Origin of the sequence: Salinivirga sp. (genome assembly GCF_035268865.1) — a bacterium.
Taxonomy (GTDB): Bacteria; Bacteroidota; Bacteroidia; order Bacteroidales; family Salinivirgaceae; genus Salinivirga.
Map to the genome: position 1 here is coordinate 1 of NZ_DATFKB010000217.1, position 18,008 is coordinate 18,008.

Genomic DNA, 18,008 nt, shown 5'->3' on the forward strand with positions numbered 1-18,008 from the left:
TTTTGATAGGGTTTTGCAAGGCCGCCATCAATTACAATGAGTTTCCCGTTCCCTTTAACGGGGTTTTCTCCTTTTTTACGTTTTACAGGGGTGTGGCCATTCACAATGTGCCCCTGTTTCGGGTCAATTCCAAAATCAGTTAAGATTTTATTACATGTCTCCTCCTCATCGCGCAAAGCAAAATATGGATTGTTTTCCTCGTGGTGCGTACTTTTGTCAGATAATAGGTAGCGCTCAAAAGTGGCCATCTTTTTCTTTCCAAATAATGGCGATACAGGACCTGCCCATAAGTACCACAGAAAATCAAGCTCATAAGAGTTTGGTGTGCTTTTTAAGTGGTTCGAAAATGCTTTCCGGACGATTTTTTCCAGTTTAAGAACAAGGGCTTTACCACTATAGCTTTTGTCAAAAATTTTCATGCGCTGGAAATTTCCATTTCTCGTCATTGGAATACATCCATGATAAAGCAGGTTATTGTTGAAAACCAGGTGCATGTTGCCAACCTCATACAAATAATGCAAGTGCTTTTGCAGCTTTTCTGAATTTAAGAATGAGTGTTGCAGCCGTTCCATTAACTTTTTTTCCTCTTTGGTTAGTTCATGTGGATTATCAGGGTCAATGGTAGGCCATTTATTGTCTTTGAGTTTATAGCTCTTTCCGCCAATCTTAATAGTCCCCTCTTCATAGTTCATTTTATCCAGCACTAATCTGTCTTCCATTTGGTACCAGGGGTTGCGTTTAATAATGGTGCTTTCTATTTTGAACTGAATTACACTAATGGCTTTATGCATTTGTCTGATGAGCAGTTGCTGTTGTGGACTATTGTCTGCTGAAGCCTCTTCTTTGGGTGCAAATACTTCACATAAATCATTTTCATAGGTTTCCATCGCAAAAGTTGCCAGCGGCATAAGGTTAATACCGTAGTTTTCTTCTATGATAGATAAATTGTCGTAACGTGCAGATATACGTAAAACATTCGATATGCATCCTGTACAGCCCATGGCAGCACCCATCCATAAAATATCATGGTTGCCCCACTGAATATCCACACTTTTAAATGTCATCAAAGTGTCGATAATGCGGTCTGGCTCGGGTCCGCGATCAAAAATATCCCCTACAATATGAAGGTGGTCAATCACCAGACTTCTGATAAGTTCAGATATGGCCATCACAAAATTATCGGCCCTGTTGATGCGTATAATGGTATCAATAATGCCATTGTAGTAATCCTGTTTATTTGGCGCATTTTCTTGCTCATGCAATAATTCTTCTATTACATAGGCAAAATCATTGGGCAGGGCTTTCCGTACTTTCGAACGTGTGTACTTCGACGATGCATTTCTGCATACTTCTACCAGTCTGAAAAGCGTTACTTTATACCAATCCTGCATTTCATCTTCATGCTCATGCTCTATAAATTTTAGCTTTTCTTTTGGATAGAATATAAGTGTTGCCAGTTCAGATTTGTCTTTTTGTGAAATGGTATCACCAAAAACATCATTAATCTTACGCTTAACTACGCCGGAAGCATTGTTTACAATGTGGATAAAAGAATCGTATTCGCCATGAATATCTGACATAAAGTGCTCTGTGCCTTTGGGTAGGTTTAATATGGCCGACAGGTTAATGATTTCAGTACTTGCAGCTTGAATGGTGCGATAAGAGCGTGCGAGAAGTTTGTAATAGCTGAGTTCTTCTTTGGAGAGTTTCATTTTTTGTGATGATTTTTGACTTTGATTTTTTATGTCATGAAGTTAATAATTCTTTATCATCAGAAATATGAAATTTTATGAATTTATTTTTCTGAAAGATGAACAGCTTGTTTTTATCAATTTTATATTAGATTTTTTATTTCATTTCGCAGGTCTGAAGTTTTTTGTATCTTGGCACGCAAAAGATCAAAAGATCTTTTTTTCGGGGTGTGCCCGTTAGCCCCGGAATTTTTTGATTGGTTTAACTTTTTTAATCTTCAGCTATGAGAACTACATTTATTCTTACCCTGGTGTGCTTAACCATGGGTTTGTCGGCACAAAATATTCCTTCTGCCGATGTAAAAAAACTCTCCGGTCAGGTTGTAAATACATCAAATTTTTCAAACGATGGAAAACCTATAGTTATTAGCTTTTGGGCGACCTGGTGTAAGCCTTGCGTTAAAGAGCTTAACGCTTATAACGACTATTATATGGACTGGAAGGACGAAACAGGAGTGAGAATTGTTGCCATTTCTACCGATGACACACGTAGCTCTGGCCGCGTGGCACCATACGTTAATGCGCGTGGATGGCAATTTGATGTTTTCCTCGATGAGAATGGCGATTTTAAGCGTGCCATGAACGTTGCCAATGTTCCCCATACTTTTTTACTAAATGGCGATGGAGAAATAATATGGCAACATACTTCCTATGTTGATGGCGATGAAGAGGAATTGTATGATAAATTGCTTGAACTTACTGAAAAATAATTCAAATATCTCTGCCATATTACAGTGCGAAATGTACGTGGCTAATTCCTAAAGTTATGAGAAAGATTTTTTTGCTGTCACTGATTATTATTCTTCCCATGGTGGCAATGGCACAAAAACAAGACCGCCCAAAGGGTCGCCTCAGCGGCAACTTTAATATGGAGGCCTGGTATTATCTAAAAGATAGTGTGATAGGCACAAACGTTCCTCCGGAAAAAACACTTATGAATGGTTATGCCAACTTCAGGTACGATTATGGTAATTTTACTGCCGGAATGCGCTTCGAAGGTTACCTTAATACGCTTCAGGGTTTCGAAAAAGGCTATGACGGAACAGGCATCCCTTACCGTTTTTTATCCTATAAAAATGAAGAACTGGAATTTACTGTAGGTAACTTCTACGAGCAGTTTGGCAATGGTTTGGTGCTGCGTGCCTGGGAAGATAAAAACCTCGGATATGACAATGCCTTCGAAGGTATTCATGTTAAATACAATCCATACAAAGGAGTCTATTTTAAAGGTTTATATGGCAAGCAGCGGGTGTTTTTCGATTTAGGCGAAGGCATTGTACGTGGTTTTGATGGAGAAATAAACATTAATCAACTTTTTGATACCCTTAAATATGCCAAAACACGTTTTATAATAGGCGGTAGCATCGTTTCTAAATATCAAAAAGACGAAAATGTGCAATACAACCTGCCTGAAAATGTAGCATCTTTTGCAGGTCGCTTCAATTTTCAACATGGTATGTTTTCGCTGAAAGGCGAGTATGCCCATAAAGTAAATGATCCCTCAGCAGATAATGGTATGATATATAAAGATGGCGATGCCTTACTTGTTAATAGCACATGGTCAAAAGGTTCATTTGGTGCCATGCTGAGTGGTAAATGGGTCGATAATATGAGTTTCAGGTCAGATTATCAGGCTGTAGATAAGAACTTGCTTATTAATTACCTGCCCGCTGTAACTCAAAATCATACATATGCATTGACAGCAATGTACCCTTATGCCACACAATTAACAGGTGAAGCAGGTGCCCAGGGTGAGTTTTATTACCGTATTAAGCGTAAAACCGCTTTAGGCGGAAAATATGGTACTTTAATTACACTTAACTATTCGCGTGTTCACGATATTGAGCGCAATAGAGAAGGCCTTGAGAACGATACCCTTGGTTATAAAGATAAGTTTCTTGCTATTTCAGATGATTTGCTTTACGACGACTTTAACCTCAAAATAGAACGCAAATTTTCCCGAAAATTGAAAGGTACTTTTATAGGTCAGTATGTGAGTTACAATAAGCAGTTTATAGAAGGTAAAGGCGGTATTGTATATGCCAAAGCAGGGGTTCTTGATCTGAGTTACAGAATTAAACGCCGTCATTCTATAAGGCTGGAGCAACAATTATTAATGACTGAACAGGATCGTGGAGATTGGTACAGTGTGATGCTCGAATATACAATTTCACCCCATTGGTTTTTTTCTATAATGGATCAATACAATTATGGAAATGACCATAAAGACCTACGCGTACATTATTACACATTAAGTATGGGATATAATAAAGGTGGTAACCGCGTTCAGCTTAACTTTGGAAAACAACGCGAAGGTATTGTGTGTGTGGGCGGAGTATGCCGCCAGGTACCATCTGCCTATGGAGCGTATGTAACTTTAACTTCTACGTTTTAAAAATCTTAGTTTATGATACGACTGAAAACAATAATACTATTTGCCTTTGCGCTTATTATGGCTTCATGCGATGAGGTTAATGAACCTTATGGCAACCAGGTCGAAATTGAAGCTCCCACTGAGCTGACCAAAAAAGCCGTGATTTTTGAATTTACGGGTATACACTGTACCAATTGCCCTGCAGGCCACGAAGCTATAGCGCAAATTGATTCTGTTTATCACGGCCACGTTATTCCAATTAGTGTACATGCTGGTTTTTTTGCTGATCCTTATCCCGGAGAACCTGATTTTCGCACCCCTTTTGGAGATAAAATCTTTACTGATCTTGGACTTAGTTCAACGCCCGCAGCTTCAATCGCAAGCCTTAATGAAAACGATGCTATTTCTGGTGCCCCAACTTCCTGGCAAGGTGAGGTTGGTAGTGTAATTCCGGATTATACGGACTTTATTATTACGCCCGATATTCAGTTGCAGGACAGTACTTTACGGGCCAGGTATGTAATAACAGAAAGGGTAGAAGCACAAAACCCCCTTCATTTTTTTATGTTGATCATTGAAGACCATATTGAGGGACCGCAAATAGGATCAGATATTGATCCTTACGATCACAGACATGTATTGCGTAGGTGTGTAAATAATATCAACGGCACACAGGTGAATTTTACCGACGGTGTGGATGAACTTAGCTTTACTACCACATTAGATGCCAATTGGCAAACCGAAAATCTTTATGCCGTTGGCATTATTGTTGATCAAAATACCAAAGAAATTTATACCGGAGAGCAAGTCAAACTTATTACAGAATAACATACAATTTATTATCTAACCAAATTCTACAACTATGAGAAAAATCTACCTTTTAATCATCTTTTTGATTTCCGGAATTGCACTGAATGCGCAGTCTTTTGAGCTTCAGATTAGCGATTCTCAGGAACTCGTAAACAATGGCGATACCATTCATGTAAATGGAGGTGCCGATGAGAACCCCATCGCCAGTCATTTTGAAATAGAAAATATTTCAATGGGTAATATTACCATGCAAGTTAGTCGCGAGGATGTGGCCTTGCCTGAGGGTATGACCACATTTTTTTGTGTTGGAACTTCGTGTTATCTGGCGAGTACTTTCATTAGCGATGAATTTGTCATTTCAGCAGGCGAAACACAGATATTTGATGCAGACCTGGAGCCTCGAGGTAATACAGGCGATGCATTGATTAAATATAACCTGTATACCATGCCCGATTCTGCAGAAATGTTAAGTTTTTATGTGCATTTCAGTGTGGCCCCTGTAGGTATATCAGAAAACTTACTGTCTGAATTCATGCTTTACCCGAACCCGGTCAAAGGCCAATTAAATGTGAGGTATGAAGGAAGTGCCGATCGCAACACACGAATCGAAGTATATAATGCCCTTGGTAAACTTATGAAGGCTCGCAGAGTTTCGCCAAATACAGATTATCAGATCAATATGGATGATTTTAACACCGGATTGTATATGGTAAAACTGGTCAATGCAGAAGGTGTTTTGCAAACCCGCAAAATACTGAAAAAATAAATCCGAGTATGTAGAAATATAGCTCCCGGATTTTTTCGGGAGCTTTTTTATACCCTAATTCCAAGTAGAGTTACATCATCTGTTTGCTTGTTTTCTCCTTTCCATTCCCAAAAACTATCCAGAATAGCTTGTTCCTGCACTTGAGGGTCCTGATCAGCAATCTGCATGAGCAGATCTTTGAGTTGACAGGTTCCATAGCGTTTGTACTCTTCGCCACCAAGCTGATCTACCAGTCCATCGGTAAAGAAATAAAGCATATCATCACGGTCAAGCAAAGTGTCTTGTGTTGTGAACTGGTAATTATTTGGGGCTGTTCCCACATTTACTTTATTAGGATCGAAAACAGACAATTCGTTATTGCGCACCAGGTACATCGGGCTTTGGGCTCCGGAGAATGAGAGCTCCATGTTGTCAAAATCAATTACTATAAAGGCAATGTCCATGCCGTCATGCGAATGATATCTTTCATGGTTTTGATTCAATGCATTCTGCATTTTATTGTTAAGCAGGGTTAGTATTTCGCCTGGGTCTGGTTGGTCCAACTGATTAATTATTTCATTTAAAAATGAAATGCCAAGTATGCTGATCATACTTCCCGGAACGCCATGTCCTGTACAGTCCGATATGGCTACACAATATTTGTTCTCTTTCTGAGCAAACCAATAAAAATCACCGCTTACCTTTTCCCTGGGATGAAATATGAGAAAATAATTCTCAAGTTTCATTTCCAGTAGCTTAGTCGATGGCAGCATGGTCGATTGTATCATCCCGGCATACTCAATGCTTTCGTGTATGCGTTCATTCTGTTCCCTTATTTTCTGGTTTTGCTCACTTATTTTTTCATTTTGCTCACTTATTTCTGCATTTTTTTCTGTAAGTGATATTTCAAGTTTGTCTTTCGATCGTAGTCTGTGTATCAGGGTTTGCAATAACCTGTTGCTAAAAGGTAAACTCTGTTGCAATAAATTGTTGAAAATATCGGGCGGCATAACAAGACACTTGCAATGGTTAATGGCTGTTACCGTGGAGGAGTGGGGCTGTTTTTCTATGAGTGCATATTCCCCGAAATATTTACCCGGCCCTAACTCAATGTATTTGATTTGCCTTGCATGTATTTTTACTTTTCCTTCTAAAATGATAAAAAAGCCATTGGCTCGATCCCCTCTTTCGAATATGATTTGACCATCGGTGTATTCAACCAACATCGATGCCCGTATTACGGTTTCTAATTGATAGCCTTGAGTGCCAATAAAAAGCGGGGCTTCAGATAATTTATTTCTGATTGTTTTTATTTTATCATCTCCAGTTTCCATATAACGAATTTACATATTATAAATAGGTTTGACAGGGTTTCTTTACCTGATTTTCCATTTTTTTTGCAATCTTGCGCATCTTTTGTTTGCTTATGGAAAACTATTACGGAGAAATCGCCGGAATCGGCACTGCAGTTTGTTGGACAGCAACATCCATGTTTTTTGAAGCTGCCGGAAAAAGAATTGGTTCTTTATCGGTTAATCTTATTCGGTTGTTCATGGCTTTCTTCCTTTTAGGAACTGTAACGTGGATTACAAGAGGATATTTTCTGCCACTTGATGCTACTACACATAATCTTACCTGGCTGGCTTTGTCTGGTCTAATTGGATTTACAATTGGTGATTTGTTGCTTTTTCAGGCTTTTGTTGTGGTTGGAGCACGTATTTCGATGCTTGTTATGGCTCTTGCTCCGCCTGTTGCAGCTATTGCCGGCTGGATTATCCTGGGCGAAGCCATGACAACCAAGGGTTTGCTGGGAATGATGATAACCCTTACCGGCATTATGATGGTAGTCCTGAACCGTCCTGCAAAAGAACAAAACGGTAAAAAACCAAAACTAAGAGACTGGTTTGAAAATCCCCTGGGGCTTCTGCTGGCCTTTGGAGGTGCTGCCGGGCAGGCAGTTGGACTTGTGCTGAGCAAAAAGGGAATGGAAAATTACGATGTAATTGCCTCAACACATATCCGTGTGATGGCCGGAGCAATTGGTTTTATGATTGTGTTTACCTTTATGCGCAGGTGGAGCCGCGTGTTTTCTGCTTTGAAAGATAAAAAAGGTATGCTGTTTACTTCAGGAGGCGCTTTTTTTGGCCCATTTTTAGGGGTAACGCTATCATTAGTTGCAGTTAAATTTACCTCTGCGGGCATTGCTCAAACACTTACTTCACTTGTCCCTGTAATCATAATTTTACCCTCGGTATTTATTTTTAAGGAGCGGGTTACACCACGCGAAGTTCTAGGTGCTTTTGTTGCAGTAGCTGGTGTGGCGATGTTTTTTATTTAAGGTATATCTAAATATTTGTGTGACTGGAGTGAGATATTCCATTCCGGATGCGCTTTTACATATTCAACCATCGAAGGTGCCATCTTTTTAAATTGCGAATATTCAGGTTGCAGGAGCAATTTGCATTCAGCAGAAACTTCTTTTTTCCATTGTTCTGCAAAATCAAAATCACTTTGGCTGAAAATTACTATTTTAAGTTCATCTGCTCTTTTGAGGTTTTGTTTCAGGGGATGCTTGTTGTGTTTCGGACTTATGCAAATCCAATCCCATTGGCCAGTGATTTCATAAGCCCCGCTGCTCTCCAAAAAATTACTGATATTATTCCTTCTTATCAGAGTGCTTAGAGGGTCCAGCGGATACATGGCTGGTTCACCACCAGTAACAACTACCGATCGGGCCGGCGTATTCAGTACCTGGTTTACAATTTCATCGACAGAAACCAGAGGATGCAAGTCTGCATTCCAGCTTATTTTTGAATCACACCAGTGGCATGCAATATCACACCCACCTACGCGTATAAAATATGCCGGTTTCCCGCTATGGTGTCCTTCTCCCTGAATGCTATAAAAAGATTCTACGAGCGGTAACTTTTTACCTCCTTCAAGTAACTCCGAATCAACTTTTTGATATGATTTCTGGCTTTTTGCCATTATTTGCCATTTTTTTGGGCTGCAAAAATAGTATTTTATCAACGGTTTGAAGGCTAATTTTGAGAATATTAAATTTTGGCTGCGCTAAAGTTGTTTTGAGTGTAATTTAAGTGTTTGTATTTTAGTGCTTTGCTTTTGTTCGTATTAATAGATTATAAGTTTAGGGTTTCCAGATTATTGTCAATCAATCTTGCTAAACCCGTAAACAATCGTTAATTTTGGCTGAGATTAACTGCGAACTAACTTTTGGGGAAGTTGTTATTCAGTTAATTACAATACTTTCTCGATGGCAAGTATGAATAATCTAAATAATAAAGCGATGCAAATTTCATTGGAAAAATCATTGGTGAAAAATTTGATGGTGCACCGTCATTATGAGTGTTACCATTCAATGGGTGAGGATATTATGCAATCTATCCAGGACAAAACCTGCCCCGGAAACGATTTTCTTGGTTGGGTTAACCTGCCATCATCACTGAAGAGTGGGGAGTTGGAAAGAATAAATGAAGTTGCCCAAAATCTTCGCAAGATTAGCGACGTTGTGGTTGTTGTGGGTATTGGTGGTTCTTATTTAGGTGCGCGGGCTGTGATTGAATCACAAAAATCAGCATTCAAAAGCGATGGTTGTGAGGTTTTATATGCCGGCCATCAGTTGTCACCAGGCTATTTAACAGAGCTCTCGCAATATCTGGAAGATAAAAAATGGAGCATTATCGTAATCTCTAAGTCAGGAACTACAACCGAACCAGCTATTGCTTTTCGTTATTTGCGCAATATGCTCACCTCCCGATTCGGTGAAACAGCCATGAAAGAACGTGTAGTTGCAATTACTGACTCGTCGAAAGGAGCACTTCGTAAGCTCGCCGACGCCAATGGACTGCAATCTTTTATAATTCCTGATGATGTAGGAGGGCGCTTCTCTGTTTTTACGCCCGTTGGCTTGTTGCCAATTGCAGTTGCCGGATTTGATATAAAACAACTAATCCAGGGTGCAAAGCAAATGGAAGAACAAGTTTGGAGCGACAAAAAAAATAATATTGCTCTGGATTATGCCGCTATTAGAAATGTACTCTATCAGAATGGAAATACTACCGAAGTATTGGTCAATTATCACCACAAGTTTCATTTTATAGCAGAATGGTGGAAACAGTTATTTGGCGAGAGCGAAGGAAAAGACGGAAAAGGTATTTTCCCGGCAAGTGTCGATCTTACTACAGACCTGCATTCAATGGGCCAATACATTCAGGATGGTAAAAGAAACCTTTTTGAAACAGTTGTGAAATTTGAAAATACTAATGCCAAAGTAGAGCAAATTGGGCATGATGACGAAAACCTAGATAACCTGAACTATCTTGAAGGTAAATCAATGGATTTTGTAAATAAAAATGCGTTGGAAGGCACCATGCTTGCGCATAATAGCGGAGGAGTCCCAAACCTTATGATTAAAATTCAAAACGATGATGTCGATAATATAGGTGGCTTGCTTTATTTTTTTATGATTACATGCGCCATCAGTGGGTTAATGTTGCAGGTCAATCCGTTTAATCAACCGGGGGTAGAAGATTATAAACGGAATATGTTTGCATTGCTTCAAAAACCCGGATTTGAGGCAGAATATAAAGAACTACAGATTTTACGAAAAGAACTTAATTTCTAAACCAACTTTAAATGAAGAAAATTTTTGTAATGCTGCTTTTTATTGCAGCAAGTGAATTGCTATGTGCTCAGTTTAACCAGCAAGCACCAGTAGTTATAAGTGAACAAATTGAGAATGCTGCATATTTATACCCGCAGGTTGCAGCAAGCGACAGCGGTTACTATGTGACCTGGTACGATGAAAATCAAAATTTTAAAATGTATATGCAGTATGTAAATCCCAAAGGTGAACCACAATGGGCAAGCCCTCTGGTTGTGACTGATTATACTCAGGATTCATGGATAAGTGATTACTCCCTGAAATCTGATGGTGATAATGCATATGTGTTTTTTGCTGATGCGCGAAATGGATTAACAGATAAGGATATTTTTGGATACAAAATTAACTCACAAGGGGAGTTTCTTTGGGGAGAACCCGGAGTAGAGCTAATTGTCGCTACAGGCTATGATTCTGAATATTCTCCTGATGTGGCATTAATGCCTAATGGCGATGTGGTTGCTGCATGGAATAAAATGGATGCCGATGGGTATTCAATCAACATGCAGTGGCTTAATTCTGATGGAGAGCGCTTATGGCAAAACGGGCTTAAAATTGCAGAAACTGACATTAGACTTTTTAATCCGAACTTAATGCCTGCTACAGATTCTACTGTTTTCCTGGTGTACACGTACCAAAACGGGCAATACGGAGATAAGCAGGTGCTTGCACAACAAATCGGTACATCAGGGCAAAATGTATGGGATACTGTTCTGGGGGTGACAGGTAATTCAGGCATTGGAGAAGGTCGCAGACTAAAATTACATTCGTCTTCAGATTCAGGTATTTACATCACCTGGTATGGTGATCCTGATGGCAATACACTCAATGATGTATTTACGCAACATGTGGACCTTAATGGAAATCTGCGCTACGAAAACGGAGGGTTAAATCTTTCTGTAAATAACCAAATGAACCAGACTACACCATCATGTCTGGGCCAAGACTGGGAAGGTAATGCTTTGTTTGCCTGGCACGAAACACCCACCAGTAAAGAGAGTAATTTTACAAAAATACAGAAAATTGACCAGGACGGTAATTTGCTGTATGAAAACAGTGCTTTAACAATTTCTGACACACTTACAGCAATTGGAGATGGTACTGTGCAATATGGAAAAGTATTTTTGCCGGCAATGGAGAGCACTTCCCAGGGAGCCCTTGCAATTTATGATTTAGATAACGATTCCATTAATATTGTATCTGTGGGTACCGATAATGCAACCAATTCAGTTTTGGCTAATGGTCAATTTGTATTTGCGTCAGTCACAGATGTAAACTCAAATACACAAGTGCAGCTGCATAATGTTTACCGGACTGGTCAGTCAGGTGTTGAGCCCGTTTTAGCAGACGCTGCATTAGCCTCATTTGCTGGCATCCGGAACTTTTCGCCTGATTCCGTATTCTATTTTATGATGCAGGATTCAGCACATGTATGGGATAATTTTGCCGCCGGTATGAATATTTACCAAACAGTTGAATACCTCGATACCCCTAAATATGAACCCGGAAACTACCGTGTGAAAGTTACTTCTCAGGATAGCTCAGTGCAGTTTTATCAGTTTAGCTGGGTGAATGAACCGCTGGCAAGTATAGAAAGTCTTAGTAGTGATTATGATCTGTGGACGCATGTCGACTATGAAAATAATGATGCCTGGGCTGAAATGATTTTTGTGAAAGATCCTCAAAAATTGTTGAATTTTGAGCTCAGTCCGGGTGCCAGAATATTTTTAAATGGTAAATGGGATGCAGATTATAGCCGTATTAATGATACAGCCAGCCAGTTCTTTGGCCCTTATAGCCTTAATTATGATAGTGCTTTTGTGAGTTTTGAAATTCTGGATTACCAGGGAAATCAAATTGATTGGCGTTTGGTGATGACAATTGGTGGAGGAATTCAAACTAGCTCCTTTACAGGTAAGGTTTATCCAAATCCTGTCTCAAATGTGCTGCACGTTGAATCAAATCAAATAGTTCAGACTGTAACCTTACTTTCCATTGATGGCAGACCAGTCGATGAATTTACTGTGAATAGCAGACATGCTGTTTTACCTGCTCAAAAACTGGTGGCTGGAACATATATCCTGCTTATAAAGCAAAATGGAAAATATAAAAGTAAGATATTTACCAGGAAACCTTAATTTACATGGTAAAATCAAAAAAAGGCTTCCAATTTGGAAGCCTTTTTTGCTGTGAATAAATTTATTATTTCAGATTGTGCTTTTTGATAAAGTCTTCAATTGGTTCTGCAAGTGAAGGCTGACCAATTTCCTGAAGGTCATATCCAACTTTTACGGTTGGCTTGTCAATCTTAACAATACGGTTTAAGTCAATTGGGGTAGCAATAACAACTGCATCACATGGTGTGTTGTTGATTGTTTTTTCCAAATCTTTTTTCTGTTCTTCACCGTAGCCCATTGCCGGAAGTAATTTCCCGATTCCAGGATAAGTCTGGAAAGTTTCGTTTAATCTGCCAACGACATATTCTCTTGGGTCAACCATCTCAGCTGCACCTGCTTTGCGGGCTGCAACAGTTCCGGCACCAATTTTCATTTCACCGTGTGTAAGTGTTGGTCCGTCTTCAACAACTAATACTTTCTTACCGCGAATAATCTCTGGTTTATCTATCGTTAATGGCGAAGCACCATCTACAACCATAGCCTCAGGAGCTACTTTTGCAATGCTTTCACGCACGATTTGTATGTTATCCGCATCAGCGCTATCCATTTTGTTGATAACCACAACGTCAGATAAACGAAGTGTAGTCTCACCAGGATAGTATTTTAATTCGTGTCCCGGACGATGAGGGTCAACAACCGTTACCATTAGGTCAGGCTTATAAAATGGAAAATCGTTATTTCCACCATCCCATAAAATAACATCACATCCGTCAGGATCATTTTCTGCTTCTCTGACAATGGCTTCATAGTCAACACCAGCATAAATTACATTACCACGTGTAATATGCGGCTCATATTCCTCCATCTCTTCAATTGTGCAGTCGTGCTTTTCAAGATCTTCAATTTTAGCAAAACGCTGAACTTTTTGTTTTGCCAGGTCACCATAAGGCATTGGGTGACGAATAGCAACAACTTTTAATCCGGCTTCCATTAAAAGTTCAATAATACGACGTGATGTTTGTGATTTTCCGCAACCTGTACGAACTGCACCAACAGCAATAACAGGTTTTGTACTCTTAATCATTGTGTCATTTCCGCCTATTAATGAAAACGATGCTCCAGCAGCATTGACTCGTGAAGCCATGCGCATTACGTGTTCATATGGCACATCACTATATGAAAATACACATTCATCAGCTTTAAGATCTACGATAAGTTTTTCAAGCTCTTCTTCACCATGAATTGGAATTCCATCTGGATATAGGCTTCCTGCTAATTCGGCCGGATATTTGCGGCCATCAATATCTGGAATTTGGGCTGCAGTAAAAGCAACAACGTTAAATGAATCGTTGTCTCTGAAATAGGTGTTGAAGTTGTGAAAATCACGACCAGCAGCACCAATGATAATGACATTACGTTTTGCCATAAGTCAATTCCTCCGTTTTTTTATTTATGAATAAATTAGGTTTTAAAAATTGCGAAACAAATATAGTGGTTTAAACAAAATTTCCTAATTTTTGATAATGTTTAATAATTACCTTTATTTATGAACTATTTGGCACATTTATATCTCTCTGGAAAAAATGATGAGGTAAAAGTTGGAAATTTTATTGCAGATGCTGTAAAAGGACGTAACTTGTCTAAATATCCTAAAGGCCTGCAAAATGGAATTAAACTCCACCGCTGTATAGATGATTTTACAGACCATCATCCAATTGTGCTTGATGTAAATAAAATATTTGCCCCGGCATATAAAAAATATGCTGGTATAGTAACAGACATGATTTTCGATCATTTTTTAGCTAGTAATTGGCAAAAATTTCACGAACAAACCTTGTCTGAATATGTTAATGAAGTAAATAAAGTGTTATTATCCTGGTTTTATATAATGCCACGGCAAATTCAGTTAATGATGCCATTTTGGGTGAAACACAGGTGGCCGGAAATATACAGCAGCCCTGACGGTTTAATTAGAGCCCTTAACGGTATGCCAAGGTATACTTCCTTACCGGCAAGGAGTGATTTTGTAAAAGAAGTGCTAAGGAAAGAGCAATCTGGCCTGCAACGTGCTTTTAATGACTTTTTTGTTGCTTTAAGCCAGGAGTTTTATGATACTGAAAATAATTAATTTGCGTTTAGCCTATTCATATTCAGAAAAATATGTGCTACAAAAATATAAAAGTTCCTTTTTTTTTTTCAAAAACCTTTTTAGCTTTGTAGCTTTGTAAGTAAGAGTAAATGAGAAATCCATAAAATTATTGTAAACTATGAAAACAAGTTTCAAGTACTTAACAATCGTTATGGCGGCTATCATGCTATTCACCGGCTGTAAAGAGCTGGAGAAAATGCAGAAAATGGCTGACCAGGTAACTTTAAATGTACAAAAAAGTCCGGTTGAAATGCACGGAGATAGCATTGCAATCAAGTTAACAGGTTCGTTCCCTCCAAAGTTCTTCCAGAAAAAAGCACAACTGGAAGTAATACCAGTACTAAAATATAACGGACAGGAAGTTGCATTTAAATCAATTAAACTACAGGGAGAAGATGTTGAAGCCAACAATAAGGTAATTCCTTTTGAGAGTGGTGGTTCTTTCGAAATTGTAGATAAAATTGCATATGATCCCGCAATGCGCGAAGCAACACTTATTGCACGCGGCACAGCTACAGTTAAAGACGAAAGCATGGTTGTCCTGGAGCGTGAGGTTGCTCCAGGTGTAATGTCTACTGCTACATTGCTTGATTTTTCAGATGCTAAAGTTGTAAGAGCTGCTGATAACTTCCAGCGTGTTACTTATGATGCTAAAGAAGCAAAAATTCAGTTCCTTATCAATCGTTACAATATTCGTGGACGCGAGTTACGTAAAGATGAAATTAAAGCTTTCAATGATTATATTAAGCAAGTTGCTGAAAAAGAAAATATGAACATTGAAAACATCACAATTGATGCTTATGCTTCACCTGATGGAACTGTAGAACTCAATACTGAACTTTCAGAAGATCGTAAAAATGTTACTGAAAAGTACCTTGGCAACACAGTTAAAAAGGCAGATATTGAGATAGAAGAAGAGAAAAATGTTTATAATACAAGATCAGTTGCCGAAGACTGGGAAGGATTCAAAAAAGAGCTTCAAAAATCAGATGTGCCTGATAAAGACCTTATTTTGAGAGTTCTATCAATGTATAATGATCCTGAGGTACGTGAAAAAGAAATCAGAAATATTTCTGCTGCATTTGAAGAGCTTAAAGATGAAGTGCTTCCTCAATTGCGTCGTTCTGAATTCCGTATGAAAGTTGCTGTTGTTGGTTTCTCTGATGAGGAGATATCAAAATTTGCAATGGAAAAGCCCGATACACTTAATGTAGAAGAATTGCTTTATGCTGCTACACTAACAGAAGATCTTGCTGAGCAAAAACAAATCTTCACTACAGTAACAGAACAATATAGCGATGATTGGAGAGGTCATAATAACCTTGGTGTTGTAAACTACCTGAATGGCAACTATGCAGATGCATTAACAAGCTTTGAGGCAGCTAAAGCAATCGAAGCAAATAACAGTAAAGTATTAAACAATCTCGGAGCAGTTGCTTTAGCTCAGGGAGATGTTGAGAAAGCTTCAGAATACCTTAAAGCAGCTACAGCAGGTGGTAACGAAACAAGTTACAACCAGGCATTGATTGCCACTAAAAAAGGTGAATATGAAGATGCTGTTGATATGTATGCTAGCAGTAAATACCAAACTGTAAACTTTGCTCTTGCTAAACTATTGCAGTATAGCAGAACCCAGAATGAGCAAGCTTATGATGCAGCACTAGGAATTCTTGAAAAAGTTGAAAACAAAGAGAATCCATTGCTTTACTATGTAAAAGCTGTTGTTGGAGCACGTAAGCAAGATTCAGACATGCTTTTCAATAACTTGCGCACAGCAATCGAGAAAAATGCAGACCTCAAGCAAACTGCTGCTACTGATGTTGAGTTCCGTCGTTATAAAGAAGATGCAACTTTTACTTCAATAGTTGAATAATAATACAATTATTAAAATATCAGGGCTGTCTCAAACGGGACAGCCCTTTCTATATTAAATGACCCGATGTTTATAGCTAAAAAGAAAAGAAAAGAGAATATAATTGAGTATTTGCTGTATATGTATCAGATAGAAGATACTTTAAGAGCTGTTTCCCTTGATTTTAATAAGCTTGATGAAAAAGTTATTTCAAAATACAAAGCTGATGAAGCGCAAAAAGAAGAACTGCGCAACTGGTATAAAGAATTAATCAAACAAATGAAATCAGAGGGCATAGAGGAAAAAGGGCATTTAAGTTTTCTTCAAACGCTGGGAGGGGAAGTTAATGATTTACATCTTTGGTTAAATGAACAAAAAGAATTGGCTATTTATAGAAATGATTATGAAAAGGCTAAACCCTTCCTTTTAGAGTTTCAATATAAACTTAAGTCTGATTATACTACAGAGGTAGATATCGCACTCAATGCGCTTTATTATTATGTGTTGACAAGGATGAAGCAAGAAGACATTAATAAAGAAACCGAGGAGGCAATTAGAATTATAAGTCAGTTTTTACGAAACTTAGCCAAATATTTTAATCAATATGAAGAAGGAAAACTTCGAATTGATTGAAATGTTAATCTTTTTAAAACCCAAATGAATTATTTGCCGTATCAGTTTATTTGATGTAAATTGCATTATAATATAGATGATTATGAAAAATATATTAACCATAATATTGGTGCTTGTAACTCTTACTGGCATTTCGCGTACGCCCCCCTGGGCTGATAAAACATCCGATAAATATTTCTATTACGGAGTTGGTATGAGCTTTAAGAAAAAGGCCCCCAGGTCACATTTTAAGCAAACTGGTGAGAAATATATGAATGATTATGTCGAAGAGGCAAGGAAGAAGGCAATTAAAAATTTGGCTGAAAATGTAGCCGGTATTACAGTATCCGGCACACACGATGATGCCGAAATTTTGCTTAATAATGCTAAATTAAGAAACCTTGAGATATATAAGTTTAAAGAATACAATGTAGAATATTGGGTCTCCGTTCGCATTCCCAAAAAAGTGGTGGAAGAAATTCGTAAAGAAGCACGAATTGATAAGGCAAGAAAAAATCTTAAGGAAGGAAAAAAAGATTTTAAGAAAAATGCCTTTGATGAAGAATTCAAGTAAATCATTATATTTTAATTACATATAGAGGGCGTCAAATATGACGCCCTTTTTTTCTTCAAAAAACTTCAAAATTCTTTCATAAAAAGTTTGGAATGTAAAAATATATCCTCTACTTTTGCACCCGCTTTGATAGAAAAAGCGCAGATATTTGAAGGAGATAGGGTGATTTTGAGCAGATGAAAAGGAGAGAAGTTCGGCAAGGAAAAAAAGTTTTAAAAAAACTTGAAAAAATAGTTGTCGGCGGAAAAAATTAGCTTTATCTTTGCAGCCCGCAAAAGAAGGAATAGAGGGGAATAAGAAGCGGGAATGATCTTTGAAAAGAATGAAGGTAGCAAACCCTGTA

At 38.3% G+C, this 18,008-nt stretch carries 16 protein-coding genes; 11 read left to right on the top strand and 5 right to left on the bottom strand.

Annotated features, from left to right (window positions below; translation table 11 throughout):
- Positions 1–1,712, bottom strand: a 1,712-nt coding sequence (locus VJ937_RS12890) for a fructose-1,6-bisphosphatase (protein ID WP_324067757.1), incomplete at its 3' end; no start/stop codon positions are given.
- A 263-nt stretch (positions 1,713–1,975) separates the two neighbouring features.
- Between VJ937_RS12890 and VJ937_RS12895 the strand changes: the two genes are divergently transcribed.
- The 4 genes from VJ937_RS12895 to VJ937_RS12910 are packed head-to-tail and all read left to right on the top strand — an operon-like array spanning position 1,976 to position 5,701.
- Positions 1,976–2,461 carry a TlpA disulfide reductase family protein gene (locus VJ937_RS12895; protein WP_324067759.1) on the top strand — a complete coding sequence of 162 codons (486 nt, stop codon included), beginning with the start codon at positions 1,976–1,978 and terminating at the stop codon, positions 2,459–2,461.
- A gap of 56 nt (positions 2,462–2,517) precedes the next feature.
- Positions 2,518–4,146: a DUF6029 family protein gene (locus tag VJ937_RS12900; RefSeq protein ID WP_324067760.1), complete on the top strand. Its 1,629-nt coding sequence runs from the start codon at positions 2,518–2,520 to the stop codon at positions 4,144–4,146.
- 12 nt (positions 4,147–4,158) lie between these two features.
- On the top strand, positions 4,159–4,953 hold the full coding sequence (locus VJ937_RS12905) for an Omp28-related outer membrane protein (RefSeq protein WP_324067761.1): 795 nt from the start codon (positions 4,159–4,161) through the stop codon (positions 4,951–4,953).
- Positions 4,954–4,987: 34 nt separating this feature from the next.
- Positions 4,988–5,701 (top strand): T9SS type A sorting domain-containing protein, encoded by a 714-nt coding sequence (locus tag VJ937_RS12910; RefSeq protein ID WP_324067762.1) that lies wholly within the window; start codon positions 4,988–4,990, stop codon positions 5,699–5,701.
- A 47-nt stretch (positions 5,702–5,748) separates the two neighbouring features.
- On the opposite strand, the gene VJ937_RS12915 is transcribed toward VJ937_RS12910, so the two are convergent.
- Positions 5,749–7,014, bottom strand: coding sequence for a SpoIIE family protein phosphatase (locus VJ937_RS12915; protein ID WP_324067763.1), 1,266 nt, complete (start codon positions 7,012–7,014; stop codon positions 5,749–5,751).
- Positions 7,015–7,106: 92 nt separating this feature from the next.
- Between VJ937_RS12915 and VJ937_RS12920 the strand changes: the two genes are divergently transcribed.
- Positions 7,107–8,018: a DMT family transporter gene (locus VJ937_RS12920; RefSeq protein WP_324067764.1), complete on the top strand. Its 912-nt coding sequence runs from the start codon at positions 7,107–7,109 to the stop codon at positions 8,016–8,018.
- On the opposite strand, the gene VJ937_RS12925 is transcribed toward VJ937_RS12920, so the two are convergent.
- Positions 8,015–8,668, bottom strand: coding sequence for a 7-carboxy-7-deazaguanine synthase QueE (locus VJ937_RS12925; RefSeq protein WP_324067765.1), 654 nt, complete (start codon positions 8,666–8,668; stop codon positions 8,015–8,017). The genes VJ937_RS12920 and VJ937_RS12925 overlap by 4 nt on opposite strands.
- Before the next feature lie 319 nt (positions 8,669–8,987).
- Here VJ937_RS12925 and VJ937_RS12930 point away from each other — a divergent pair, with 319 nt between their 5' ends.
- A complete protein-coding gene (locus VJ937_RS12930) occupies positions 8,988–10,325 on the top strand; it encodes a glucose-6-phosphate isomerase (protein ID WP_324067766.1) in 1,338 nt (445 codons plus the stop codon).
- An 11-nt stretch (positions 10,326–10,336) separates the two neighbouring features.
- A complete protein-coding gene (locus VJ937_RS12935; RefSeq protein ID WP_324067767.1) occupies positions 10,337–12,499 on the top strand; it encodes a T9SS type A sorting domain-containing protein in 2,163 nt (720 codons plus the stop codon).
- Positions 12,500–12,563: 64 nt separating this feature from the next.
- Here VJ937_RS12935 and VJ937_RS12940 read toward each other — a convergent pair whose 3' ends face one another.
- Positions 12,564–13,904, bottom strand: a complete 1,341-nt coding sequence (locus VJ937_RS12940; RefSeq protein WP_324067768.1) for a cyclic 2,3-diphosphoglycerate synthase — start codon at positions 13,902–13,904, stop codon at positions 12,564–12,566.
- A gap of 120 nt (positions 13,905–14,024) precedes the next feature.
- On the opposite strand from VJ937_RS12940, the gene VJ937_RS12945 reads away from it, so the two are divergent.
- The 4 genes from VJ937_RS12945 (at position 14,025) to VJ937_RS12960 (ending at position 17,665) form a co-directional block, all read left to right on the top strand.
- The gene (locus tag VJ937_RS12945) at positions 14,025–14,606 is read left to right on the top strand and encodes an ACP phosphodiesterase (protein ID WP_324067769.1); all 582 of its coding nucleotides are present in this window, start codon (positions 14,025–14,027) and stop codon (positions 14,604–14,606) included.
- Between the two features lie 139 nt (positions 14,607–14,745).
- Positions 14,746–16,500 carry a tetratricopeptide repeat protein gene (locus VJ937_RS12950; RefSeq protein WP_324067770.1) on the top strand — a complete coding sequence of 585 codons (1,755 nt, stop codon included), beginning with the start codon at positions 14,746–14,748 and terminating at the stop codon, positions 16,498–16,500.
- A gap of 66 nt (positions 16,501–16,566) precedes the next feature.
- Positions 16,567–17,112, top strand: coding sequence for a DUF4924 family protein (locus tag VJ937_RS12955; RefSeq protein WP_324067771.1), 546 nt, complete (start codon positions 16,567–16,569; stop codon positions 17,110–17,112).
- Between the two features lie 82 nt (positions 17,113–17,194).
- Positions 17,195–17,665, top strand: coding sequence for a hypothetical protein (locus VJ937_RS12960; protein ID WP_324067772.1), 471 nt, complete (start codon positions 17,195–17,197; stop codon positions 17,663–17,665).
- A 15-nt stretch (positions 17,666–17,680) separates the two neighbouring features.
- Here VJ937_RS12960 and VJ937_RS12965 read toward each other — a convergent pair.
- Positions 17,681–18,008, bottom strand: a 328-nt coding sequence (locus VJ937_RS12965; RefSeq protein ID WP_331681807.1) for a hypothetical protein, incomplete at its 5' end; no start/stop codon positions are given.